The organism is Haemophilus sp. SZY H53 (genome assembly GCF_054332375.1).
Window position 1 is genome coordinate 1 of sequence record NZ_JBTGNV010000009.1, and the last position, 26,030, is coordinate 26,030.

The following is a 26,030-nucleotide window of genomic DNA, read 5'->3' on the forward strand; positions in this document are numbered from 1 at the left end:
GAAGAGTCTGCTGCACTTGCGCTGTTGCTTGCCGCTGATGCTGAGCTGTCCGCTGCAGATGCACTGTTAGATGCTGCCGAAGCTGAACTGTCCGCTGCGCTTGCACTATTGCTTGCCGCTGACGCTGAACTGTCTGCTGAGCTTGCGCTATTACTTGCCACGGATGCGGAAGATTGCGCAGAACTTGCACTGTTGCTTGCCGCTGAAGCTGAAGATTTTGCAGAGTTTGCTGCACCTACTGCATTTGAAACCGCTGAACTAATCGTATTTTTTGAAGTTTGCGACCAACCGTAGACAATATTACCCATCTTATCAGTGGAAACTTCAAGATCATCAGTAGCACCAAATGTTACACCGCCATTGTTCTTAAGATCCCAACCAACAGCTTCACCTTTATCATTCTTTAATTTATTAGCGTTATTCGCAATATTAAACTTGTACTGTCGCTGATGTAGCGCACTGATTGCACTACTTGCTGCATTTGCCGTATCGCGGGCGCCAGTCGCCACTTGATAAGCCGCTGAAGCTGAATTGCTTGCAGTGCGAGCTGTTGTTAAACCTAAATTAGCCGTATTCTGAGCAGATGAGGCCACTGTACTCGCTGTTTGCGATACATTTAATGCATTATTGGCAACTGTTGTTGCTGAAGAGGCCGATGTACTTGCCTGTTGCGCTGTAGTTAAAGCATTCGATATATTATTTTTGGTTTTTTGAGATAAACCATATTGCACCGTACCATTCGCATCATCGATATATTTAACCTCAAGATCGCCTGTATTCTCAACGGCAAAATTAATTCTATTTCCTGTACCAAGATTCCACGTTTTCTTTACTTCTCCTCCAACACGAAACTGATACTCGGTCTCTTTATCCGCTTTTGAATCCGCTACCGTATTAATTGCTTTAGCAACATTTTTTGCTCTTGCCACAACATCATCATCGATTGCTTCTGATGCTCGCCCCTTGCTCACTGTGATATCTTGTGTCTTCACATTAAACGTAACGTCTGCGCCTGACGCAGTTGATGCCACACTTGCGGTGGTATAAGCACCATTTACAAAATTAACGTTTTTGTTGTTTGTAATGCGCGATGTATCCGTCCCTGCTTGTTTAACATTAAAGCCACTTTTTGTTAATACGTGATAAAGTTGGCTACCATTTACAGCGTCTGTACTGGACTCCGCTATTTCACCCGCACCAACATTAACAATCTGGCGAGTAAATGGGGTTTTACCACCTGAGCCAGCATTACCTATAGAGAGTGTGCCAATATTGTTTTTACCTGCTGACACCGCAGTAACATCTTGCCCATCTTTATTTTTATAAGTAATATCTAGGTTACTTGTCGATGTTGACAAACTATAAGAGCCTGAACCTAAAGCAATGCTATGAGCTTGATCATTACCAGCCGTAACGACAGCGCCTTCACCAAGGGCTAAACCACTATTTGCAAGCACCTGTGCATCGGAACCTATCGCCACGCCTTTAGAGGCTGTTACAAGGGTTTTAACCCCAAAACCGATGGCATTCCCACCATTAACGCTTGTCGCTAAATTGTCTTTACCACCAATCGCAATATCACCATTTTTGACGGCTTTTACTCCCCAACCGATGGCGATAGGCCCATTACCTTGGTCAAGACTTGTACTCTTTGGGTCACCTGCTGTCCCTCCTGCAATGGCGATAGCACCTCTGTCGTCAGTTCTAACTGCTGTATCTCGATTTCCTGCTGTTACTGCAGCATAAGCGACATCACAGATTTGAGAAAAAAATAAGGCTAAAACGGATAGTTTAAAAAACTTTCCCGTTGTGGAATTTTTTGATGAACTCGAGGATGAGGCTTTTGCTTCCCCTTTTGCTAATTCGGAAGTCACCACTAATGATTGCGTGGTTTTATTCCAAATAATCTTGAATACTTTATTCACTTTTCGATTATCCTAAATAATGATTAAAAATAAATTTATTTACAATACAAAAATACATACTGCAAATATACACATAGAAATGTCATTTTCGCTCAATAAGGCTAAAAAGCCTACAAACAGATGAGCCTATCAATTCTATGACAAATTAATGAATCAAACAAGAACAGAAAAAATACAATAATGAGAAGGCAGACCGACCGTGATCTTCAAGGTAATAAAAAAACCTATACACCAAGTGTGTATAGGTTTTTTTTATAATATACGCAATGCTTCGATTCGTTTTTCTAGCGGAGGATGGCTCATAAAGAGTTCACTACGTTTACCGTTAATCATAAAGGCATTAAGTGAACCTTCCATCTCTTGCGGCTCATGAATTTGCTGTAAACGTTGCAATGCCGCAATCATTTTTTCTTTACCGACAAGTTGTGCAGAACCTGCATCTGCGCGGTATTCGCGATAACGAGAGAACCACATTGCGATGATGCTCGCTAAAATACCAAACAAGATTTCTAACACCATTGAAACCAAGAAGTAAATACCTGAGCTACGGCTTTCTTCATCACCATTACGAGAACTTGCTACCACATTAGCAATCACGCGAGATAAGAAAATCACGAAGGTATTCAATACGCCTTGTAATAAGGTCATAGTCACCATATCACCGTTTGCGATGTGTGAGACCTCGTGAGCCAATACCGCTTCAGCTTCTTCTTCCGTCATGGCGTTTAATAAACCCGTACTAATTGCCACTAAAGAATTGTTTTTAGTTGCACCCGTCGCAAAAGCATTCGCATCATTAGAATGGTAAATCGCGACATCCGGTATTGGGATGCCTGCTTGTTGCGCTTGACGACGTACCGTTTCAACCAACCAACGTTCAGCTTGATTACGTGGTTCGGTGATCACCTCTGCACCCACAGAACGTAATGCCATAGTTTTTGATAAAAATAATGAAATCAATGATCCGGCAAAACCAAAAAGCATCGCCATAATTAAAATGCCACCTGTACTATTTCCTGCAATACCGGTCACATTTAAAATAATCCCTAACACAAGCATCACAGCAAAGTTAGTGGCTAAAAATAAAAGGATTCGCATCATAATAAAGTTCCTCAATAAACTAGAAAGTAAACACGGCAATAATGGAGAATTTTTTACAAAATTCAAGGTTAAACAAATAATTTATTGTAAATCTTCTAAGGTATTAAAATTTACAAATCGTCCTTCTTGTTCGTCAAATTGGACAGCAACCGCGCCATTTTTGTTCATAAATTGTAATAAACGACGTTCGCCTTGGTTTAAATAAGCGCGTAACTTCTCTTTAAGCTGAACTGACATCAAACAAAATGTCGGGTGTTCACGCGCTTTATCTTTTGCATAAGCCATCAAAGTGCGGTCATTTTTAACCGCACTTTTTAGTTTTTCTAATAAGTTTTGCGGAAAATACGGGCTATCACAAGGCACAAAAAGCACGAAATCCGTTTTAGCTTGTTCGAGTGCTGTTAACATACCGCTCAATGGTCCCTGAAAATCAGGCAACTCATCTGAAAATACAGGAAACCCCCATTGTGCATATTCCGCATGGTGACGATTAGCATTAATTGAAATATCAACCACTTGAGGCTGTAAGCGCTCAATCACATGGCTAATTAATGGTTTGTTTTTTAAAAGTTGTAAGCCTTTATCCGCCCCATTCATCCTCCGTGCTTTTCCTCCCGCCAAAATAACCGCACTTATTATGTATTTCATATTTTCTTATTGCCTTATTTGAAGTATGATCTAGCCTTATTTTTCTCCATTTAAAAGGAAATAGCAATGAAATGTAAGCGTTTAAATGAAGTATTGGAACTTTTACAACCTTATTGGTCTAAAGACCCAGATCTGAGCTTGCTACAAATTCTGCAAAAAATTGCTGATGAAGCGGGATTTGATAAATCGGTAGCAGAATTATCTGATGAAATTATTATTTATCATTTAAAAATGCACGGCACAGATAAATTTGAGCCAATTCCAGGCATCAAAAAAGATTATGAAGAAGATTTTAAAACCGCATTGTTAAAAGCGCGCGGAATTATTAAATAAGGAAAACAAATGAAAAACATTTTATTTTTACTCGGTGCTTTATTTTCATTTAATGCATTCGCAGCTAATCTAGAAGAAGGGAAACAATACATTCAAGTGGGCCAAACCGCTTCCGTACAACCAGAAGTCATTGAATTCTTCTCTTTCTACTGCCCACATTGCTATGCCTTTGAAATGGAATACCACATTCCAAAACAAGTTGCAGAAAGCTTACCAAAAGGTACTGAATTTAAACAATATCACGTTAATTTCTTAGGTCGTCAATCTGAAAACCTCACTCGTGCATGGGCATTAGCGATGGCACTTGGTGCTGAAAACAAAGTGAAAGCGCCTTTATTCGAAGCGGCACAACAAGATAAATTAAGCTCAATGAACGATATTCGCAAAATCTTCATTGATAACGGCGTTACAGCTGAGCAATTTGATAACAACATCAACAGCTTTGCTGTAAACGGTTTAGTGAATAAACAAGTAAATGCAGCGGAACAGTTCCAAGTACGTGGCGTACCTGATTTCTATGTCAATGGCAAATACCGTGTAAACCCTGAAGGCTTAAATTACGACGATTTCGTCAAAGATTATGTAGAAACCGTGAAAGGTTTATTGCAAAAATAAAAAAAAATTGGTTTAATGCCTGCCGTTTTTAAATATAAAGAAGAGAGATGATTTTATGGCTGCTAGTTTCAGTGTTACTCGTCGTTTTTTTGACGACAAAAACTACCCACGCGGATTTTCCCGTCACGGTGATTATACAATCAAAGAATCCCAAGTATTAGAGCAATATGGCCAAGCGTTTAAAGCATTAGATTTAGGTGAACGCAATCCAGCGACACAAGAAGAAAAAGAATTTGTTGCATTTTGCCGTGGTGAACGTGCGCCGGAAACTTTCTTCGAAAAAACGTGGAATAAATATCGTACTCGCATCAACACCACAAAACGTGTTTACACCTTATCGGGTGATGTGAGCGAAGCGACTTCTGGTGGCGAAGATTATTCTGGCGAATAATACATTTTAAAAGGCAGGCAGAAGCTTGCCTTTTGCTTTTTTACCAATCCCCATGCTTGCCAAGGGCTGTGGGATATTTATCATTCAAACGTAAACATCAATGCAACTACCCATTTCCCAATATACCGAACTCCTGCAAAAAAAGACCGAAAAGCTGACCGCACTTTTGCAGCCCTTTAACGCCCCAGAAATCGCCGTGTTTGATTCGCCAACTAGCCATTATCGGATGCGTGCAGAATTTCGTATTTGGCATGATAAAGGCGATTTTTATCACATCATGTTTGACCAAAGCACCTTACAGCGTTATCGAGTGGATGAGTTCCCAATTGCCAGCGAACTGATCAATCGCATGATGAAAACCTTACTGCCATTGTTAAAAACTCAGGAAGTATTACATAAAAAACTGTTCCAAATTGATTATTTGAGCACGCTCAGCAATAAGATTATTGTCAGCCTGCTTTACCACAAGCAACTCACAGAAGAATGGCAAAACGCTGCTACACGCTTAAAAGAAGCATTACAACAACTTGGTTTTGATGTGCAGTTGATTGGTCGTGCGAGTAAACAAAAAATCTGTTTAGAGCAGGATTTTGTTGATGAAGTGTTACCGGTGAAAGGGCGTAATTATGTTTATCGCCAAGTGGAAAACAGCTTTACCCAGCCTAATGCAGCGGTAAATTGCAAGATGTTGGAATGGGCGATTGATTGTACCCAAGGTTCGCAAAGGGATTTATTGGAACTGTATTGTGGTAACGGTAATTTCTCCATCGCCCTTGCACAAAACTTCCGCAAAGTACTTGCTACCGAAATCGCCAAGCCATCTGTTGCGGCTGCACAATTTAATATTGCGAAAAATGGCATAGATAATCTGCAAATTATCCGTATGTCGGCAGAAGAATTTACCCAAGCCATGAATGGCGTACGTGAGTTTAATCGCTTAAAAGGCATTGATTTAAAAGCCTATCAATGCAATACGATTTTTGTGGATCCACCACGAGCAGGGCTTGACCCTGACACGGTAAAACTGGTGCAGAATTACGATCGTATTTTGTATATTTCCTGCAATCCACATACCCTTTGTGAGAATTTGCAAACCCTAAGCCAAACCCACCGCATTGAAAAAGCGGCGCTGTTTGATCAATTCCCTTATACAGATCATATGGAAAGCGGCGTATGGCTGGTGAGAAAATAAAAATTCAACTGCTTGCTGAAGCGGGAACATCGTCGGAATTGACCGCACTTTGTTCCCCTTTTGGTATTGAGCATTGTACTGAAAGCCCGCTTGCATTGGTGCGAACCGAAACCCACCTTGCCCTACGTAAACTGGATGAACCTAAGTTGGGCGATGTCTTTGTAGATTTCGTAGCCGGTGCGATGGCTCATCGTCGTAAATTCGGTGGAGGTCGTGGTGAGGCAGTTGCCAAAGCTGTAGGCATTAAGGGCTCAGAATTGCCTTCCGTGATTGATGCCACAGCAGGGCTTGGTCGAGATGCCTTTGTTTTAGCTTCTATCGGTTGCCAAGTGCGCTTAGTAGAACGTCATCCAGTAGTATATTTGCTATTGCAGGATGGACTCAACCGCGCCTATCAGGATGCAGAAATAGGTGAAATGATGCAACAAAATATGCAATTACTAGATGTTCATCATATTGCCGAACTTAATCCACAAACCGAGAGTGCCGATGTAGTGTATTTGGATCCAATGTATCCACACAAGCAAAAATCCGCCCTAGTTAAAAAAGAAATGCGGGTATTCCAACATTTGGTTGGTGCAGATTTGGATGCCGATGAGCTCTTGACACCTGCGCTACAATTAGCCCGTAAACGCGTGGTGGTAAAACGTCCTGATTATGCGGAATTCTTAGCGCAAAAAGCGCCCCATGTTAGTCGTGAAACCAAAAATCACCGCTTTGATATTTATATGGGAGAAGCACAATGCTAAAAGAAAGTGCAGTTGTAATGAGCTATGATGCGAAAACAGGCCTTGCTAAAGTGAAATGTCAATCACAAAGTGCCTGTGGAGCTTGTTCGGCTAGAGAAGCCTGTGGAACAGCTTCCCTTTCTGAGCTTAACGGAAAACGAGGTGAACATATCTTCACGGTAGAAACCATCACGCCACTCCGTGCAGGCCAAATGGTAGAAATCGGTCTAGAAGAAAAATCCATGTTATTTTCTGCATTATTAATGTATATCGTGCCGCTTTTCACTCTATTGTTTGCAACATTACTTTCTAACTATATCAGTGAAAATGAGCTCATCCGTGCGATTTTAATCTTTATTTTGACCGCACTTTCCTTTGTGATGGTTAAACGTTACACCCACAAACTCGGCCAACAAACAGAATTTCAGCCTGTTTTGTTGAGAGTGTTGTCCTAAATAAAAAGAACAGCTGAAAACAATTAAATTTTCAACCGCTCTTTTATACTTAGCTTATTACTACTCGAAAGAGCCTACATGAAGATGTAGGCTTTTCTATTAAGATAATAATCTTTGTACTAAAGAAATATAAATATTAACCCCAGTAAACAATTGATTTTCATCAAAATCAAATTCAGCTTCATGATGACCTGCTGTTCGATCTGCACCAAGAATGAAGTAAATAGCTTTGCCTCCGTGTTCTTGTACACGTCTACCTAAAATAGTCGCATCTTCACTTGCATTGAAAGCATAATCTGAATTTACGTTATTTATTTGTGGTTGTTCAAGAGATATTTCTTCGATGAGTTTTATAAGTTCAACATCATTATTCATATCCACGGCTTCACCTACAATTTCAGTTTCATACACTACATCAAAACTTATGGAGATACCTTTGGCTATTTGCATGACTTGTTCAGTCATATATTCATTAATTGCTTTATTTTCTCCCCGCACTTCTAATTGTAATTCAGCAGAGGATGGAATGACATTTCGTCCTTCACCCGCTTTTAGCACACCCACATTAATTCTTGTCATGCCTTCACCATGGCGTGCAATACCATGAAGTTGAGTGGCTGTATGCGCTGCAGCTAATAAAGCATTACGACCTAAATGGGGGGCAGCACCTGCGTGGGCTGGTTTACCTTTATAGCGAATATCAATTTTTGTAGTGGAAAGAAAATTTCTTGGATTAGCAATAACAGTGCCTGTATTTGCGCAAAAACTAATGTGTGAAGAAGCAAAATAATCTGCATCATCAATTATGCCACTTTGTGCAATGGCTGCTGCACCTCGAACACCTTCTTCTGCTGGTTGGAATACAATTTTTACTTTTCCAGTGAGTTTATCTTTGTTCTGAGCGATCCATAATGCAATGCCTAAACCTATTGTAATGTGTGAATCATGTCCACAAGCATGCATAAAACCATCGTTAATTGAGGCAAAACCTTCTTTATTTGGAATATGCTCGGGTGAACGAGTTTCCGTTACATTCACACAGTCTATATCAAAACGTAATGCAATAGTTTTTCCTGGTTTACCTGAATCAAATAATGCCACACAACCAGTATATCCTTCCATTTTTTCGAGCCATTTTTCATTGGCTCCATAGGCTTTTGCATTAGTTAAGCCTTTATCTACTACGGCTTGTTTTCGTCCACGAACAAAGTCAGGATTTATAATCTGTTTACCAAGAAAAATTTCAAAACAACCTAAGTCTTCCAAGTAATCTGCAATGCGAGAAGTTGTCCAAAATTCACTCCAACCAATTTCTGGAAAACGATGAAATTCACGACGCCATTTAACAAGTTGATTTAAATCTAAGTTCATTTTTTTCTCCTTTAAAAGTCTATAAAAATTGACCGCACTTTATTTAAGTGCGGTCAATTTTTTATTATTTCTACAACATAAATAATGCTAAGAATAAAACAGCAAGTATCATGCCTGGTGCGGTACGTTTTACCATTTCTACTGGGCTTACCATCGCAAGGCCTGCACAAACAATGGTTACACCTGCAATTGGTGAAGCTGTACGACCAATTGCACCCGCAATGGCTGCTGCCATACCTAGATTTACATGAGTGTATCCGAGTTCTACAGCATGTGGTGTGACGGCACTGTTAAAGGCAATCGCTGCAGCATCGCCAGAACCTGTAATTAAGCCCATTAAGAATGGTCCAATTGTTGCACCCCAACGTACAAATTCGTTGGATTCTTTTAAGAAAGAAATTGCAGCATCAACTGCGCCCGTAGATTTTAAACCTGCTACAAATACACTGGCTGCAATGATGATACCAAGTACGTTTGCATAAGAATTTCCCATACCATTGAAAAATTCTTCAGTGATTTTCACTGGAGAAATACGAGTGACTATAATGCCATAAATTGCACCAATCAACATCGCTTGAGGCACACCCATTTTAGTCCATTCAAGACCCTGTACTTGTTGTAATGACGTTCCACCAATCACTAAAATAACTAATGGTATTAATGGTGCAAGGGCATAAAGTACATTGACGCCTTCAACAACTTTAATTTCACTTTCTTTTTGTTCTGCGAGATAAGCTTGGCGATGTTGTTCACCATAATCTTTAAAAACAAGCGCAAGAATTGTTAAAACAACCGCACCTATTGCTCCCGCAATCATGTTATATGGCGCATGTGAAAGGTTTACTTGAGCGATAGTTAAGCCTGACATTTCACTAATCATTGCTGAGTGAGAAGAACCTGGGCTCATCATTGAGCCAAAAGTCCCTGCTAAAATAGCTGCCCCAGCAGTAGCTGGTCGAACACCCGCACTTTTTAAAACGGGAATTAATGTTGCGCCAACCGCAGCAGCACAACCAGCAGCAGAAGGAATAGCAATATTGATGAAAAAGGTGATGACTGTTGCAATCGGAATTAAGAAGAATTTTAATCCGCTTAATGGTTTGGTAAGTAAATGCACCAGATGAGTATCACATTGAGTGTATTTCATTACATAAGCAAAACCCATACTAGAACAGATAGCCATAATTAATCCGCCCGATGTCATGCTTTTGGCAAAAGCATCTAATGCGCCCATTGGATTAATCGTCAGAATAGACATTATTAAACCGACACCAATCAAAACGGTTCGGGTTTCGGCTTTTTTAATCAGAAAATAAATTGTGGCAATAATGCCAATCACTGCAACGATGGATTTAAATAATTCCATTATATGTTCCTTTTAAGTTAATAAGAAAAAGTTGTATTGATGTCAAATGTGCCACATTCCATATTTTCACTGAAGCACAAAATAGGATTTTCGCCCAACACAGTTGCCATTTCATTTTGTATATGAAGCGCAGAACCTTCAGGTAATGCATATACAAATGCAGTTGGATTAACGAGTAAAAATTCTGCCAAACGTTCTTCTCGGCTTTCTCCATTGTGGCCTTGCATTTTACCTGAAATAAAGTGCGGATTAATTTGATGAGGAAAAAGTTGTAATGCTTGAAATGAAGGAGGATAAGTAATCGGCATATCATTAGTTGTCATAATGGATGCACCAGCTACATTGGCCCCAGCACTCCAACCAAAATAAGGCGTACCGTTATTTACTTTTTCACGAATGATATCAATCAAATTGTGTTCATAAAGTTGTTTTAACAAACAAAATGTATTCCCGCCGCCAATAGCGATGACATCTGATTGTTCAATGATATCTCGATGCAGCTCACCATGATGAACGGAAACAATATTCATCCCTAAATCAGGGAGTGCATTTTGCACAGTTTTTTCATATTCATCAAAAGTGCGGCGTACCCCAGCATAAGGCACAAAAGCAATTGTTTTACCATGATAATCAGCCAAGAAATTTTGTAACCAAGGTATGGTGTGTTCAAGATAACCTGTGTTCTTGTATTTTGAGCTACTGAGCAGTAACATGTTTTTCATTTTCCACTCCTTTTTAGAGGCATTTAGCAATACCGATATTACGCTTAGAAAAGGTTAATTTTCAACGAAAAATTATTATTGTTTGACGAATATCAAAAAATAAACCGTATCAGGAGAAAACTATGTCAATTAATCTTAATCGTGTTCAAAATTTAATTGAAAAACTGGCTTTTATTTCATGTTATATCAGTGAAAATGAGACCATCCGTGCGATTTTAATCTTTATGTTGACCGCACTTTCCTTTGTCATAGTTAAACGTTACACCCGAAAACTCGGCCAACAAACAGAATTTCAGCTTGTGTTGTTAAGAGTATTGTCCTAAATAAAAAGAACGGTTGAAAACAATTAAATTTTCAACCGCTCTTTTGTACTTAGCTTATTACTACTCGAAAGAGCCTACATTAAGATGTGGGCGTTTCTTTTTTAATTAGCTTGTGATTTTTTAAGATCAAATTTGTAAGAAACAAAACCATACAATGTCCAACCAATAAAGGTCACAATTGAACCATATAACATCGCTTGTTCACCGGCTGCATAAAGTGCATAGATACTATAGAGTGAACCAATAAAGGCAACAAAAACGGTTGTTTTATATTTTTGTGGCGCAACATTTTCCGCTTTCAATAACACTGCGAGAGCAGCCATTGAGAGTAAGTATGGGATGACGTTTGTAACCACTGCTAAGTCCACCAACACGTTAAATTGTTTATTTAATGATGGGCTGATTGTCATTAAAGAGAGTAAAGTTTGTAACGCAGTAATGGTAATCATACCAACAACAGGTGCATCTTTACTGGTAACTTTTTTGAAAAATGCTGGGAAATAACCTTCTTCTGCTGAAGATTTGAATACTTGAGCAATAGTGAACTGCCAGCCTAATAATGAACCAAAGCAAGACATCACCATTAAGCCCATGATAACTTTACCGACAGTTTCATCAAACATATGAGCAAAGGCTAAACCGAATGGCGCTGTTGAATTAGCAAGTTCAAGGTTAGGTACAATACCTGCAATCACGTTAGTTGAAACGATATAAATTACTGCTGCTCCTAAGGTACCACCAAGTACTGCAATTGGTACGTTTTTCTCTGGATTTTCAACGGCATCTGCGTTAGCACAAGCTGATTCTAACCCTAAGAACGCCCATAATGTCATTGAAATAGATACACCGATCGCTTCAAAAGTTGGTACATTGTGTGGATTCCAAGAGTTTACATACATTGAACCATCAAACCATTTCCAACCAATGATAGAAATACCTACCACAGGAATAATTACGCCCCAAATGGTAAATGAACTGATATTACCGGTGATTCTTGCACCACCAAAGTTAAGAACGGTTGCAAGCCAAAGAGTGAAGATAGTCCATAATGCGATAGAAAGTGGTGAAAGGATTGCGCCGAAAAGCTCTGAACCATAACCCACCGCAGAAATTGCGATTGCTGTATTGGCAATAACTAATGATACACCGTAAGTGTAGTTTGCCATGAAGTTACCGGCTTTACCGAAAGAGTATTCCGCATAACCGCCCATACCACCAGATTTTTTGCTAAACATTCCACATTGGGCAAATGCATATGCTAATGCAGTTGAGCCAACCGCTGTGACCAGCCAAGATACTATTGAAATGGTTCCAATTTCGGCTAATTTAGTCGGTAACATAATGATACCAGAACCCATCATATTAACCATGGTAAGAATGGTGAGTTGTACCACACCAATTTTATTACTTTTAGCACTCATAATTTATACTCCTACAAGTGCGGTCAAAAAATCAGATGTTTTTAACCGCACTTTTTTGTTTGTGCTGAGAGAGTTATGAAGAAGATCCTCACAACCTCACTTTATTAATAGTCAGTTAAAACATAGCCATATGCACGAGTACGTCCATCAGGGTCTTTTTGTAAGTAAACCCCTTGGATTTCAGGTGCGAAGCCAGGTAATGTGTTGATACCTTCTTCTAATGCAAGGAAATATTGTTGTGCTGTAGTGCTCCATTTTTCTCCTGGCACTACACATAACACACCTGGAGGATAAGGTAACGCACCTTCCGCAGCCACACGACCAACAATATCAGTCAACGGAACGAGTTCAACTTTGTTACGTACTAACTCAATATTTGCATCATGTGGATTTAATACATATTCTGGTAATGTCGCTTTGCGGAACAAATCTTTTTGAAGTTGTTTTACATTGCGGCTTACATAAAGATCATGCATTTCTTGGCATAATTGACGAATGGTGTAACCTTTGTAACGATCTTCATTGTTTTTATACACAGTTGGTAAGACATCTTTTAATAAAGAGTCTTGTTTAATGTGTTTTTCAAACAAGGCGATTTGAGCAACTAAAGTTTGCATTTTGGTGAGAGTTTCTGCCGGAGTGAGCAAGAATAAGATTGAGTTCAAGTCACATTTTTCCGGAATAATACCGTTTTCACGTAAGTAGTTAGCAAGAATGGTTGCTGGTACACCAAATTCTTCATATTCACCTGTTTCTAAGCTAATACCCGGTGTGGTAAGCAAGAATTTACATGGGTCAACGAAGTATTGTTCATCAGCATAACCTTCAAATTTATGCCATGTATCTGTTGGGTGGAATTTGAAGAACTCGAGATTAGTTGCGATTTCTTCTGTGTCATAATCTTGCCATTTTTTACCTTTAATTGTGGTTGGAATAAATGGACGAATTAATTCACAGTGATTTAATACTAATTTACGTGCTTCGATACCGACTTTCACACATTCATGCCATAATCGACGACCAGCTTCACTACCTTGAATTTTCGCATTCACATCTAACGTAGCAAATAACGGATAGAACGGACTAGTTGACGCATGTAGCATAAAGGCATTATTGAAACGTTTGTGGTTTACATAACGATCTTGACCTTTAATGTGTTTATCTTTTTTGTGAATTTGTGAAGTTTGTGAGAAACCTGCTTGTTGTTTATGAACAGATTGTGTCACTAAAATACCTGGGTCATTTTCATTTAATTCAAGCAATAATGGCGAGCAGTCTTTCATCATTGGAATGAATTGTTCATAACCTACCCATGCAGAGTCGAATAAGATGTAGTCACAAAGATGACCAATTTTATCTACCACTTGACGTGCGTTATAAATTGTACCGTCATAAGTACCTAATTGAATAACAGCTAAACGGAATGGACGTTTTTGGTTTAATTTTTCAGGCGCCACTTCTTTAATTAATGATTTCAAATAATCTTCTTCGAAGCAGTGACTATCGATACCACCAATGAAACCAAATGGGTTACGAGCAGTTTCTAAGTAAATTGGGGTTGCACCCGCTTGAATTAATGCACCATGGTGGTTTGATTTATGGTTATTACGGTCAAATAACACTAAATCGCCTGGAGCAAGTACAGCATTTAACGCAACTTTGTTTGAAGAAGATGTACCATTCAATACGAAGTAAGTTTTATCTGCATTGAATACTTGAGCCGCATATTTTTGTGCATCACAAGCTGCCCCTTCGTGAATTAACAAGTCACCTAATTTCACGTCCGCATTACAAATATCCGAACGGAAAATGTTTTCACCGTAGAAGTCATAAAGGAAACGACCTGCTGGATGTTTACGATAGTATTGACCACCTTGATGTCCCGGGCAGTCAAAAGCAATATTACCCATTTCTACATATTCACTTAACATTTTGAAGAATGGAGGTAACATTTTTTCTTCATAAAGTTTCGATGCAGTTTCGATTTGACGGCTATAAAGTTTGATGTCATAACCGTTTAAATCTTGAATATGGTAAATAGAATCATAGAATTTTGGATCCACTTGTTGTTCTTCTGTTTGAACAACGAATACAGGAACGCCGAATTTTGTTGCTTGAATTCTATCGAGGTATTCACCTACATCACTTGAACTTAATACGATGGCTGCAACATCTGTAAAGTCTGTTTTAGCAATCTCAACTAATTCTCTATTTGTAGAGAAATATTGTTCAACTTTTGGGCTATATGCAATTTTTAAGTTTGGCATAATGAACTCCTTCATTTATTTTTGACGTAAAGTTACCCAGCATTATTAATTTTAATAATGCAATAGATTTATTTAGAATAAAATAACCCTATCTAGTTTTTTATTATAAAAACTAAAGTAAGAATATATTTATTTTAAATTAAATAAGATTAAGTTAATTCCTAAAGATATTTCTTACCTGTTCTAGGCAATACAAAAATATCCAGAAATTAATCTGTGGAGACTCTCTAAACAGAGAGAACAACTCTGTTTAGAGAGCCGTGTTGGATGGTTTGTTTTGAGAAGCAAATAAAGAGTATGAGAAACAAGAACGATAAGATGGCATCATAATATGACGAATGCGACGAATATGAGCCATTAAAGAACGACCTTTTATCGGATTAAACCGTAAAAGTCTTAATGCCTTTGTATGGACATATCTGTGTATATATGTACGAAATAGCATAGAAAAAATCCCTCTTTCTATCTAAACTAACCTTTGTTGGGTACATTCTCTGCTTGTGTAAATATTATGTCAATAATATTTTTCAAAAAACGTGATCATTATCAAAAAATAAATTTAAATTTTACATAAAAATAAAACTACAAAAGTATGGAAATATTTTATCCTTAAAATTAGATGATAAATAAATATACCAATTTATCTAGATCCTTCCTAAGCTAAACTCGCAACCATGACTGCTTTAATTGTGTGCATACGGTTTTCTGCTTGTTCAAATGCAATGTTCATTGGCGATTCAAATACATCTTCAGTTACTTCAATACCATTCGCTAATTCAGGATATTTTTCAGCAATTTGACGACCCACTTTGGTTTCACTGTTATGGAAGGCAGGTAAGCAGTGCATAAATTTCACTTTTGGATTACCAGTGCGTTTCATTAATTCAGGTGTGACTTGATAAGGAAGTAATAATTTAATGCGTTCGCCCCAAGTTTCTAATGGTTCACCCATTGAAACCCACACATCAGTATGGACAAAATCTACACCTTTCACAGCTTTGTCGATATCTTCAGTTACAGTAATACGAGCGCCACTTTCTTTCGCAAATTTTTCGCACATTTCCACAAGACTTGCTTCTGGTAATAATGCTTTAGGTCCACAAATACGAACATCCATACCTAATTTTGCACCAATTAATAAAAGTGAATTACCCATGTTATTGCGAGCATCCCCAATATATACATAGCTAATTTCGCTTAATGGTTTATCGCAATGTTCAATCATGGTAAGTACGTCGGCAAGCATTTGTGTTGGGTGGAATTCATCGGTTAAACCATTGAATACCGGCACACTAGCATAATCAGCAAGTTCTTGCACGGTACTTTGTTTAAAGCCACGATATTCAATGCCATCATACATTCTGCCTAATACGCGGGCGGTATCTTTCATACTTTCTTTGTGGCCAATTTGAGAGGAGTTCGGGTCGATGTAGGTGACTTGTGCGCCTTGGTCATAAGCAGCGACTTCGAATGCACAGCGTGTGCGGGTGGAGGTTTTTTCAAAGATGAGCGCTATATTTTTGCCTTTTAATTTTTGTTGTTCTGTGCCTGCATATTTGGCTCGTTTCAAATCTCGGGAGAGATCTAAGAGATATTTAATTTCACGTTCTGTGTGATGAACAAGACTCAATAGGTGTCTATTTTTAAGATTAAAAGCCATAGCGATCTCCTTATCGGATGCCATCAATAAATGGCTACCTTACTGTGAATGAAGTAATTTTTAGCGGATTTAATACCCTATTTTTGTCCCAAACGTGAAGTTTTGCAATCAAATTAAATCCCTTATTTTGTGATGCATATCACACTTCATTTCAGAACTTTATATTGCGCTTTCTTTATATATAAAAGAGATTTAAAATCTTGCCGATTTTTATACAACAGGAGCTCATATGATCAACAGAAGAGATTTCATCCAACTTGGCGCAAGCAGCATTTTAGCGTTAAGTGCAAGCCGTTTTGCTTTTGCGAAAAGCGACACACAAGTCGATTTACGTATTGTGGCAACGACCGATATTCACAGTTTTTTAACTGACTTCGATTACTACAAAGATGCACCGACTGAGAAATTCGGTTTTACCCGTGCAGCAAGCTTGATTCGTCAAGCTCGTCAAGAAGTGAAAAACAGCGTTTTAGTTGATAACGGTGACCTAATTCAAGGTAACCCAATTGCTGACTATCAAGCAGCTAAAGGTTATAAAGAAGGCAAATCAAACCCAGCCGTGGATTGCTTAAATGCGATGCACTATGAAGTAGGGACATTAGGTAACCACGAGTTTAACTATGGCTTAGATTATTTAGCGGATGCGATTAAACAAGCGAAATTCCCTATCATCAATGCTAACGTAGTGAAAGTCGGTACCGAAGAGCCCTATTTCACGCCTTATGTAATCCAAACAAAAGAAGTGGTGGATAGCCAAGGTGAAACGCATAAACTAAACATTGGTTATATCGGTTTTGTGCCACCACAAATTATGGTGTGGGATAAAGCGAACTTACAAGGCAAAGTAGAAACCCGCGATATCGTGAAAACCGCACAAAAATATGTGCCAGAAATGAAACAAAAAGGTGCAGATATTATTGTGGCACTTGCGCACACAGGCCCATCTGACGAGCCATATCAAGAAGGTGCAGAAAACTCAGCATTCTATCTTGCTGATATACCGCACATTGATGCGATTGTTTTCGGTCACTCTCACCGTTTATTCCCAAATAAAGAGTTTGCAAAATCACCAAATGCAGATATTGCTAAAGGTACTGTGAAAGGCGTGCCTGAAAGTATGGCAGGTTACTGGGCAAATAACATCAGTGTAATCGACTTAACCCTTGCTCAACACAATGGCAAATGGTTAGTGGCTGATGGTAAAGCGGCTCTTCGCCCAATTTACGACGCTGAAAACAAAAAAGCGACCACAGAAAGTGACGCAGAATTGACCGCACTTTTAAAACCTGTGCATGAAGCCACCCGTGAATTCGTGGCGCAACCAATCGGTAAAGCCACCGATAACATGTATAGCTACTTAGCCTTAGTGCAAGATGACCCAACTATTCAAATTGTGAACCAAGCACAAAAAGCTTATGTTGAAAAAGTAGCACCAAGTGTTGCAGCAATGGCAGGCTTACCAATTTTAAGTGCAGGCGCACCATTTAAAGCAGGTGGACGTAAAAATGACCCTACTGGCTATACAGAGGTGAACAAAGGTGAATTAACCTTCCGTAATGCGGCAGATTTATATCTCTATCCAAATACCTTAATTGTGGTGAAAGCAACGGGTGAAGAATTGAAAGAATGGTTGGAATGTAGCGCAGGTATGTTCAAACAAATCGATCCTACAAGTGACAAACCACAATCTTTACTTGATTGGGAAGGCTTCCGTACTTATAACTATGATGTGATTGACGGTGTAAATTATGAATTCGACCTCACTCAACCAGCGCGTTATGATGGCGAATGCAAATTGATTAACCCGAATTCACACCGTGTAGTGAATTTAACTTACCAAGGTAAACCGGTTGATCCAAAAGCAGAATTCTTAATTGCGACTAATAACTATCGAGCTTACGGTAATAAATTCCCAGGCACAGGCGATGCACACATTGTTTACGCTTCTCCTGATGAAAACCGCCAAATTCTTGCGGATTACATCAAAGCAGAAAGTGAAAAGCATGGCCATGTAAACCCAAGTGCGGATAAAAACTGGCGTTTTGCACCGATTAAAGGTAACGATAAATTAGATGTGCGTTTTGAAACCTCGCCAAGCGAACAGGCAGCGAAATTTATTCAAGATAATGCACAATATCCAATGAAGAAAGTCGGCACTGATGAAGTGGGCTTTGCGGTATATCAAATCGATTTATCTAAATAACAAAAAAGGGCGTGCTCAGCACGCCCTACTTATTTCAAAGTGCGGTCAATTTTGACTTTATTTCTCTTCTTTTGGAAGTCTAATTAAAGCAAAGATCAAGCCTCCCCAAATCACAAGAAGCGCCACAATCATCATTGCAATTGCAATACTTGTCATCTTTATTCTCCTTTTTCTTCAAGATTAAAGTTCTCTTCATTTTTCCATTTTAAGCGAGAAAGAATGAACGAAACGACTACAAGCAAAATTGCCATACCCCAACCAAAGGTATTTACGAACCAACTTGGATAACCTTCATAACCTTCTGTAAATACCTTCGCACCTTCACTAAATAACATAAAGGCAAGAATACCCGTGGTGATGACAATGCATAAACGCCATAAAAAACCGACTTTAAATGAAGAGCTTTGATTTAAGTGGTTGCCTAATAAACCTAGTTTTTCATTTGCTACAATCACAATTAATGAAACAAATGCGACCGCTACAATACCAAAGTAGTTCACAAATTTATCGAACACATCAAGCATTGGTAAGCCGGTTGTGGTACCGAATAAAATTACTGATACCACCATCATTGGTAAACCGACGATAAAGGTCACTTTTGAACGACGAATGCGAAGTTTATCCTGTACCGCAGAAATAATTACTTCAATAACAGAGATAAATGAAGTTAATGCTGCGAAAGTTAATGAACCGAAGAACAATACCCCTAACACTTCACCAAATGGTGCTTTATTAATGATGGTTGGGAATGCAAAGAAGGCTAAACCAATACCGCCTTTTGCCACCTCACTCACTTCCACACCTTGTGCAGCTGCAATAAAGCCTAATGCCGCAAATACACCGATACCTGCAAGTACTTCAAAGCTTGAGTTCGCAAAGCCAACAACTAAACCACTTCCTGTTAAATCAGAATCTTTTTTCAGGTAAGACGCATAAGTGATCATAATCCCGAAACAAATAGAAAGAGAGAAGAAGATTTGACCGTAAGCCGCAATCCACACACTTGGGTTAGACAATTTAGACCAGTCTGGGGTAAATAACGCATTCAAGCCTTTTTCTGCACCTGGTAAGAATAAAGAATAAACAACCAACGCCACAAACATCACCACTAAAACAGGCATTAAGATATCTGCAGATTTAGAAATCCCTTTTTTAATACCTAAAGAAAGTACGCCTAATGCTACTAACCATACCGCGATTAATGGACCAGTTATCATGCCGACAAACTCAAAGCTCACTCCATTACTGATCTCCCCCATTTTTAAGAATTCATGTAAGAAGAAATCAATTGGTTGATCGCCCCAAGCAGAATTAAGTGAGAAGTAGGTATAGCTTGCCGCCCAACCTAATACTACTGCATAGTAAAGCCCGATAATGACATTGACCATCACCTGCCACCAACCAAACACTTCAAAATGTGGGTTAAAGCGACGATAAGAAAGTGGCGCACCTCCACGATGGCGATGACCAATTGCGTAATCTAAGAAAAGCAATGGAATACCAGCGGTTAAAAGAGCAATGAGGTAAGGGATAATAAATGCACCGCCTCCGTTTTCATAAGTGGTATAAGGGAAACGCCAGATGTTTCCTAAGCCAACAGCGGATCCAATTGCCGCCATAATAAATGCTTTCCGACCGGAGAAGGTCTCACGCTTTGCGTTTGACTGCGCCATATTAAGTTCCTTTTGAATGAAGAAAGATTTCAATATAATGAATTCTAAAACCGAGTCAAGAACTCGATTTAAAGAGAGATTAAATTCAGTGAATTTTTTTCAAATTTAACTGTCTAATCACACAATTAAATTTTTATTTACACCAAACTGAAAAGGAAACATTTATGGATCTCAACAGCATTTTAAATCAAGTTTTAGATGTCGCTAAAAACTCTGCAAGCAAACTTGAAACCGGCAACCAAACTATTGACTCTATCACTAAAGTAGGTGGCGGTGCTGCATTAGGCGGTATTTTATCAATGATTTTAGGCCGTAGTGGTGGTGCAAGTTTAGCAAAATTAGGCTCACTTGCTGTATTAGGTAACCTTGCTTATCAAGCTTACCAAAACTATCAAAAATCCCAACAAAGCAGCCAACCAAACATCTCAGAAAATGCGTTTGATGTATTAAATTCATCAACTTATATCGATACAGGTGAATTAATTTTACGCACAATGATCGCCGCAGCGGCAGCAGATGGTGAAATTACTGAAGATGAAAAACAAACTATTGCAAACGAAGCAGGTAACAACCCTGAATTAGCACAATGGATTGCACAAGAAATCCAAAATCCAATTTCTATCAATGAAATTGCACGTCTTGTAGGCAACGATACTGCACTTGCAAGCAATGTATATTTAGCTGCTCGTTTAGTAAGCAAAGATTTATCTCGCAAAGAAATCATTTTCTTAGCAGATTTAGCAAAAGCATTAGGCTTAGATGATGCACTTGTTGAACAATTAGAAAAACAAGCTGGTTTCTAATTTTAGACACAGAAAATATCACATTTTCTAATGTCTCTTTTCATCAAAAAACACGATAATATTTTTTATCGTGTTTTTTTCGCTTGTATTTTTGTAAAAACCTGTCTAAAAATAGAAAAATTCAGCTACAATGCTGAACTTAAGCTTTTAATAAACTATATCAATAATCATAAAATAGGAAGCAATATGACAGGTGCACAACTCATCATTCAATGTCTAAAAGCGCATGGCGTAACCGATCTTTTCGGCTACCCAGGCGGGGCAATCATGCCAACCTATGATGCAATTTATGACTCAGCTCTTGACCATCTTCTTTGCCGTAACGAACAAGGTGCAGCAATAGCCGCAATTGGTTATGCTCGCTCTACGGGCAAAGTTGGCGTATGTGTCGCAACATCAGGTCCAGGTGCAACCAACTTAGTAACAGGTTTAGGCGATGCCTTTGCTGATTCTGTACCTATCGTGGCATTTACTGGTCAAGTAGCAGCACCACTTATCGGTACAGATGCTTTCCAAGAAGCTGATGTTTTAGGTTTATCCCTTGCGTGTACCAAACACAGCTATATTGTTCAATCTGTTGAAGAACTTCCTGAAATTATTGCTTCTGCTTTCCAAATTGCACAAAGCGGCAGACCAGGCCCTGTTCTCATCGATGTCCCTCGTAACATCCAAGTTGGCGATGTACCAGAACATATCAAACCTATTGTCAAACCAACCGTAAAACCAACCGCACTTTCAGAATTAAAATTAGCTGAAGCAAAAACATTATTGGCACAAGCGAAAAAACCGGTGCTTTATGTCGGTGGTGGTGTAGGCATGGCGAAAGCTACACAAGCGGTCAAAAAATTCCTACAAATTACCAAAATGCCATCTGTTTCAACATTAAAAGGTTTAGGCTCAATTGACCCGACCGATCCCGTTTATATGGGCATGATTGGTATGCACGGCACAAGACCTGCCAATATTGCCGTACACGAATGTGATTTATTGTTAGTGTGCGGTGCACGTTTTGACGACCGCGTGACAGGCAAATTAGACAGTTTTGCGCCACAAGCTAAAGTCATTCATTGTGATATTGATGCGGCTGAAATCAATAAACTTCGTGTGGCCAATGTTGCCCTTCAAGGTGATTTAATTCAAGCTTTAGAGGCTTTAAGTATCCCGCTTGCGATTGATGATTGGCGTACACATATTCAAGCGCTGAAAGCCAAACTCGATTTTACTTATATCAACAATGCAGGTAATCGACCGATTGACCCTTGGGCATTGCTCAACACTCTTTCACAGCGTAAACCTCAAAATGCGGTGATTTGTACCGATGTTGGTCAACACCAAATGTGGTCAGCACAACATATGCGTCATTTCGCACCAGAAAACTATATTACCTCTGCGGGCTTCGGCACCATGGGATTTGGTTTACCTGCAGCGGTGGGCGCGAAAAAAGCACGTCCTCATGATGAAGTGATTTTAGTCACGGGTGATGGTTCATTGATGATGAACATTCAAGAATTAGGTTCAATCAAACGCGGCAAATTACCCGTGAAAATTTTACTGTTAGATAACCAACGTCTTGGTATGGTGCGTCAATGGCAAGACCTTTTCTGGAACAAACGCCGCTCTGAAACTATTTTAGAAGATAACCCTGATTTCGTGATGTTAGCGAAAGCCTTTGATATTCCAGCTGAACGTATTGAGCGCGCTGATGATGTAGATGCGGCACTTAATCGCTTATTAAATAGTGAAACCGCCTATTTATTGCAAGTATGCATTCCCCCTGAAGAATGTGTATGGCCATTAGTGCCGCCGGGTGCATGCAACACGGATATGCTGGAGGAAATTTAAGATGAACCAATATACTTTTGACTTAATCGCTCAACATCGCCCAGAGGTTTTAGAACGTGTATTACGCGTTATTCGTTTACGTGGCTTCACTGTAACTAATATGGATATGACATTGGTAGAAACACAAGTGCAGTTAAAAATCACCGTAAAATCTGACCGCACTTTTGATTTGTTGGTGAATCAGTTGGCGAAATTGCCGGATGTATTAGGAATCAAATAATGAAAAAGTTTTTTTTACTTGTCATTTCTATGACATTTGTATTTGGATGTACGACAAATAAAAAAGAAATATCAAATCAAACAGAGGTGATTCAAGCCTTTTTTATTGCAAACAATAATATTTATGCTGTAGGTAATTTAAATAGCTATCAGTTCTCTTCTTCTAAATCTGAAGATGTGCAACATTTCATTAATTTTTTAAACTCTAAAGATATGAAAGCTTTTAAAGAAGCACGCATAGATCGTATTGAAAAAAATAGTGAAGATAACAAAATTAAAGCATTCATATTTATTGAACTTGATAGCAAAAAATTAGCTAAAAAAGAGATAGAAAGTTTATTTAATAAACGTGATGTTTACAAATCATCTCAGGGAAATCCTGACTTACTTTTTGGAATAAGTCATGGTGAGCTTGTAAAACTTCAGAATAAAGATGAGATCTTAATTAAAGGAAGGCTCTCTAAACCATTAAAAACAAATTTTATTGAGTATAAGAATACAAGAGGCTTTGATAAAGGGCCTGATGCACCATCTCCTGAATTATTAGCTGCTTTTACTATTGGTGCTATTGTAATGATTCCATTAGCAATTATTACATTACCATTTCAAGCTGTAGATTCTTTATCTAAATAATTGTATTTATAAACTTAATTTTATCGAATAATTTCTTCGTATTATCTTCTGCCAAATCTCCCCTACCCCTCTTTGCTAAAGAGGGGATTGAAATGAGATAAAATTAGATCTTAGCGTTTATGATTTAGCTAACTAAAATGAAAGTGAGAAATTGTTGTTCATTAACTAAAGATTTCCCCCTCTTTAGCAAAGAGGGGTAGGGGAGATTTGGCGGTATTCATTAACGAAGAAATTAAATAAACGAACTTTAACAAAAATTTACTTGGAGAGATTATTTATGCCAAAACTACGTTCAGCGACCAGTACTCAGGGTCGTAATATGGCGGGTGCACGTGCCTTATGGCGTGCAACAGGAATGAAAGAAAATGACTTTGGTAAACCGATTATTGCGGTGGTGAACTCTTTCACCCAATTCGTACCTGGGCATGTTCATTTAAAAGATATGGGACAACTGGTTGCAGCTGAAATTGAAAAAGCCGGCGGCGTAGCAAAAGAATTCAATACTATTGCAGTGGATGACGGTATCGCTATGGGTCACGGTGGGATGCTTTATTCCTTACCAAGCCGTGATTTAATCGCAGATAGCGTGGAATATATGGTTAATGCTCACTGTGCTGATGCGATGGTGTGTATTTCCAACTGTGACAAAATCACCCCGGGAATGTTAATGGCGGCAATGCGTTTGAACATTCCAACTATCTTCGTTTCAGGTGGCCCAATGGAAGCGGGTAAAACGAAATTATCTGATAAGCTTATTCGCTTAGATTTAGTGGATGCGATGATTGAAGCGGCAGATCCGAATGTAAGTGATGAGCGTATTGATGCGATTGAGCGCAGCGCTTGCCCAACTTGTGGTTCTTGCTCAGGCATGTTCACCGCTAACTCAATGAACTGCTTAACCGAAGCTTTAGGTTTATCTTTACCAGGCAATGGATCAATGTTGGCTACCCATGCTGACCGCAAAGAATTATTCTTAAAAGCTGGTCGTCAAATTGTTGAGCTTTGTAAACGCTATTACAAGCAAGACGATGAAAGTGTATTGCCACGTTCAATTGGCACCTTTGAAGCCTTTGAAAATGCCATGAGTTTAGATATTGCGATGGGTGGTTCAAGTAATACCGTTTTACACTTATTAGCGGCTGCTCAAGAAGCAGGCGTAGATTTCAAAATGGAAGATATTGACCGCTTATCACGCGTTGTGCCTTGCTTAAGCAAAATTGCACCAAATACTAATAAATACCATATGGAAGACGTACACCGTGCAGGTGGTATTATGGGCTTATTAGGTGAATTAGATCGTGCGGGGCTAATCCATCGCAACACCAAAACCGTGTTAGGAACAACACTAGAAGAACAATTAAATCAATACGATATTATTCGTAACAAAGACGAAGAATTACACAAATTCTTCCGTGCCGGCCCTGCTGGTATTCGCACCACACAAGCCTTCTCGCAAGATTGTCGTTGGGATAGCATAGATGATGACCGTGTAAGTGGATGTATCCGTAACAAAGAAAATGCAATTTCTCAAGAAGGTGGCTTAGCCGTATTATTCGGTAATATCGCAAAAGACGGTTGTATCGTAAAAACGGCGGGTGTGGATGAGTCTATCTGGAAATTCACAGGCCGTGCTATCGTATTTGAAAGCCAAGAAGACGCTGTAGCCGGTATTTTAGGTGGTAAAGTTAAAGAAGGCCATGTAGTAGTCATCCGCTACGAGGGTCCAAAAGGTGGCCCAGGTATGCAAGAAATGCTTTATCCAACCAGCTACTTAAAATCGATGGGCTTAGGTAAAAAATGTGCTTTATTAACAGATGGTCGTTTCTCTGGTGGTACATCCGGTTTATCTATTGGTCACGCCTCGCCTGAAGCAGCTTCCGGCGGTGCAATTGGCTTAGTACATGATGACGATATTATCGAAATCGATATTCCAAATCGTTCGATTAATCTAAAAATTAGCGATGAAGAATTAGCAACACGTCGTACTGAGCAAGATGCCAAAGGCTGGCAACCAGCTCACCGTGAACGTGAAGTATCATTCGCCTTAAAAGTATTTGGTCACTTCGCTACTTCTGCAGATAAAGGTGCAGTGCGTGATAAAACACTTTTAAAATAATTTCTAATCACTCCTCCTCTCAC

24 protein-coding genes and 1 pseudogene are annotated in these 26,030 nt (G+C 39.0%); 13 read left to right on the forward strand and 12 right to left on the reverse strand.

The annotated features are described in order from the left end of the window. The 3 genes from ACXVWB_RS08755 to mobA all read right to left on the reverse strand — a co-directional run. On the reverse strand, positions 1-1,925 hold a 1,925-nt coding region (locus ACXVWB_RS08755), incomplete at its 3' end, for an ESPR domain-containing protein (RefSeq protein ID WP_458485323.1). A gap of 252 nt (positions 1,926-2,177) precedes the next feature. After that, positions 2,178-3,029 carry a protease HtpX gene (gene htpX, locus ACXVWB_RS08760; protein ID WP_289902391.1) on the reverse strand — a complete coding sequence of 284 codons (852 nt, stop codon included), beginning with the start codon at positions 3,027-3,029 and terminating at the stop codon, positions 2,178-2,180. A gap of 78 nt (positions 3,030-3,107) precedes the next feature. Further along, on the reverse strand, positions 3,108-3,674 hold the full coding sequence (gene mobA / locus ACXVWB_RS08765) for a molybdenum cofactor guanylyltransferase MobA (RefSeq protein WP_458485324.1): 567 nt from the start codon (positions 3,672-3,674) through the stop codon (positions 3,108-3,110). Between the two features lie 66 nt (positions 3,675-3,740). Between mobA and ACXVWB_RS08770 the strand changes: the two genes are divergently transcribed. The 6 genes from ACXVWB_RS08770 (at position 3,741) to ACXVWB_RS08795 (ending at position 7,388) form a co-directional block, all read left to right on the forward strand. Beyond that, on the forward strand, positions 3,741-4,007 hold the full coding sequence (locus tag ACXVWB_RS08770) for a YihD family protein (protein ID WP_289902338.1): 267 nt from the start codon (positions 3,741-3,743) through the stop codon (positions 4,005-4,007). Positions 4,008-4,016: 9 nt separating this feature from the next. Continuing rightward, positions 4,017-4,622: a thiol:disulfide interchange protein DsbA gene (dsbA, locus tag ACXVWB_RS08775; RefSeq protein ID WP_289902339.1), complete on the forward strand. Its 606-nt coding sequence runs from the start codon at positions 4,017-4,019 to the stop codon at positions 4,620-4,622. Between the two features lie 55 nt (positions 4,623-4,677). Then, positions 4,678-5,013: a MaoP family protein gene (locus tag ACXVWB_RS08780; RefSeq protein ID WP_289902340.1), complete on the forward strand. Its 336-nt coding sequence runs from the start codon at positions 4,678-4,680 to the stop codon at positions 5,011-5,013. Positions 5,014-5,113: 100 nt separating this feature from the next. Then, positions 5,114-6,205 carry a tRNA (uridine(54)-C5)-methyltransferase TrmA gene (gene trmA, locus ACXVWB_RS08785; protein ID WP_289902341.1) on the forward strand — a complete coding sequence of 364 codons (1,092 nt, stop codon included), beginning with the start codon at positions 5,114-5,116 and terminating at the stop codon, positions 6,203-6,205. Next, positions 6,187-6,954, forward strand: a complete 768-nt coding sequence (locus tag ACXVWB_RS08790) for a class I SAM-dependent methyltransferase (RefSeq protein WP_289902342.1) — start codon at positions 6,187-6,189, stop codon at positions 6,952-6,954. Before trmA ends, ACXVWB_RS08790 begins: the two co-directional genes overlap by 19 nt. Further along, positions 6,948-7,388 (forward strand): SoxR reducing system RseC family protein, encoded by a 441-nt coding sequence (locus ACXVWB_RS08795; RefSeq protein ID WP_289902343.1) that lies wholly within the window; start codon positions 6,948-6,950, stop codon positions 7,386-7,388. Before ACXVWB_RS08790 ends, ACXVWB_RS08795 begins: the two co-directional genes overlap by 7 nt. A gap of 99 nt (positions 7,389-7,487) precedes the next feature. On the opposite strand, the gene ACXVWB_RS08800 is transcribed toward ACXVWB_RS08795, so the two are convergent. From ACXVWB_RS08800 to pepE, 3 genes are all read right to left on the reverse strand, one after another. Continuing rightward, a complete protein-coding gene (locus ACXVWB_RS08800; RefSeq protein ID WP_289902344.1) occupies positions 7,488-8,759 on the reverse strand; it encodes a M20 family metallo-hydrolase in 1,272 nt (423 codons plus the stop codon). A gap of 70 nt (positions 8,760-8,829) precedes the next feature. Beyond that, positions 8,830-10,125, reverse strand: coding sequence for a C4-dicarboxylate transporter DcuC (dcuC, locus tag ACXVWB_RS08805; RefSeq protein WP_289902345.1), 1,296 nt, complete (start codon positions 10,123-10,125; stop codon positions 8,830-8,832). A 17-nt stretch (positions 10,126-10,142) separates the two neighbouring features. After that, the gene (gene pepE, locus ACXVWB_RS08810; RefSeq protein ID WP_289902346.1) at positions 10,143-10,847 is read right to left on the reverse strand and encodes a dipeptidase PepE; all 705 of its coding nucleotides are present in this window, start codon (positions 10,845-10,847) and stop codon (positions 10,143-10,145) included. 176 nt (positions 10,848-11,023) lie between these two features. On the opposite strand from pepE, the pseudogene ACXVWB_RS08815 reads away from it, so the two are divergent. Next, a pseudogene (locus ACXVWB_RS08815) lies at positions 11,024-11,170 on the forward strand (SoxR reducing system RseC family protein); the annotation flags it as partial. 101 nt (positions 11,171-11,271) lie between these two features. Here the strand turns inward: ACXVWB_RS08815 and potE are convergent. From potE to ACXVWB_RS08835, 4 genes are all read right to left on the reverse strand, one after another. After that, positions 11,272-12,591 carry a putrescine-ornithine antiporter gene (gene potE, locus ACXVWB_RS08820; RefSeq protein ID WP_112122537.1) on the reverse strand — a complete coding sequence of 440 codons (1,320 nt, stop codon included), beginning with the start codon at positions 12,589-12,591 and terminating at the stop codon, positions 11,272-11,274. 104 nt (positions 12,592-12,695) lie between these two features. Further along, positions 12,696-14,858 (reverse strand): ornithine decarboxylase SpeF, encoded by a 2,163-nt coding sequence (speF, locus tag ACXVWB_RS08825; RefSeq protein WP_126469984.1) that lies wholly within the window; start codon positions 14,856-14,858, stop codon positions 12,696-12,698. Positions 14,859-15,108: 250 nt separating this feature from the next. Next, positions 15,109-15,303: a leader peptide SpeFL gene (gene speFL, locus ACXVWB_RS08830; RefSeq protein WP_289902347.1), complete on the reverse strand. Its 195-nt coding sequence runs from the start codon at positions 15,301-15,303 to the stop codon at positions 15,109-15,111. A 210-nt stretch (positions 15,304-15,513) separates the two neighbouring features. Continuing rightward, entirely contained in the window at positions 15,514-16,518 is a 1,005-nt protein-coding gene (locus tag ACXVWB_RS08835) for an ornithine carbamoyltransferase (RefSeq protein ID WP_289902348.1), read from the reverse strand. A 229-nt stretch (positions 16,519-16,747) separates the two neighbouring features. Here ACXVWB_RS08835 and cpdB point away from each other — a divergent pair, with 229 nt between their 5' ends. Next, positions 16,748-18,721, forward strand: a complete 1,974-nt coding sequence (gene cpdB, locus ACXVWB_RS08840; RefSeq protein WP_289902349.1) for a 2',3'-cyclic-nucleotide 2'-phosphodiesterase — start codon at positions 16,748-16,750, stop codon at positions 18,719-18,721. Between the two features lie 57 nt (positions 18,722-18,778). On the opposite strand, the gene ACXVWB_RS08845 is transcribed toward cpdB, so the two are convergent. Both ACXVWB_RS08845 and ACXVWB_RS08850 read right to left on the reverse strand, forming a co-directional pair. Further along, entirely contained in the window at positions 18,779-18,877 is a 99-nt protein-coding gene (locus ACXVWB_RS08845; RefSeq protein ID WP_049355588.1) for a methionine/alanine import family NSS transporter small subunit, read from the reverse strand. Positions 18,878-18,879: 2 nt separating this feature from the next. Continuing rightward, positions 18,880-20,394 carry a sodium-dependent transporter gene (locus ACXVWB_RS08850; RefSeq protein ID WP_289902350.1) on the reverse strand — a complete coding sequence of 505 codons (1,515 nt, stop codon included), beginning with the start codon at positions 20,392-20,394 and terminating at the stop codon, positions 18,880-18,882. 164 nt (positions 20,395-20,558) lie between these two features. Here ACXVWB_RS08850 and ACXVWB_RS08855 point away from each other — a divergent pair, with 164 nt between their 5' ends. The 5 genes from ACXVWB_RS08855 to ilvD all read left to right on the forward strand — a co-directional run bounded on the left by ACXVWB_RS08855 (position 20,559) and on the right by ilvD (position 26,007). Beyond that, a complete protein-coding gene (locus ACXVWB_RS08855) occupies positions 20,559-21,197 on the forward strand; it encodes a tellurite resistance TerB family protein (RefSeq protein ID WP_289902351.1) in 639 nt (212 codons plus the stop codon). Between the two features lie 186 nt (positions 21,198-21,383). Next, positions 21,384-23,039: an acetolactate synthase 2 catalytic subunit gene (gene ilvG, locus ACXVWB_RS08860; RefSeq protein WP_289902352.1), complete on the forward strand. Its 1,656-nt coding sequence runs from the start codon at positions 21,384-21,386 to the stop codon at positions 23,037-23,039. Position 23,040: 1 nt separating this feature from the next. Further along, complete coding sequence (gene ilvM / locus ACXVWB_RS08865) at positions 23,041-23,259, forward strand: acetolactate synthase 2 small subunit (protein WP_054420086.1); 219 nt, start codon at positions 23,041-23,043, stop codon at positions 23,257-23,259. Continuing rightward, the gene (locus ACXVWB_RS08870; RefSeq protein WP_289902353.1) at positions 23,259-23,891 is read left to right on the forward strand and encodes a hypothetical protein; all 633 of its coding nucleotides are present in this window, start codon (positions 23,259-23,261) and stop codon (positions 23,889-23,891) included. Before ilvM ends, ACXVWB_RS08870 begins: the two co-directional genes overlap by 1 nt. Positions 23,892-24,168: 277 nt before the next feature. Next, a complete protein-coding gene (gene ilvD / locus ACXVWB_RS08875; protein ID WP_289902354.1) occupies positions 24,169-26,007 on the forward strand; it encodes a dihydroxy-acid dehydratase in 1,839 nt (612 codons plus the stop codon). The last annotated feature ends 23 nt before the right edge of the window (positions 26,008-26,030 follow it).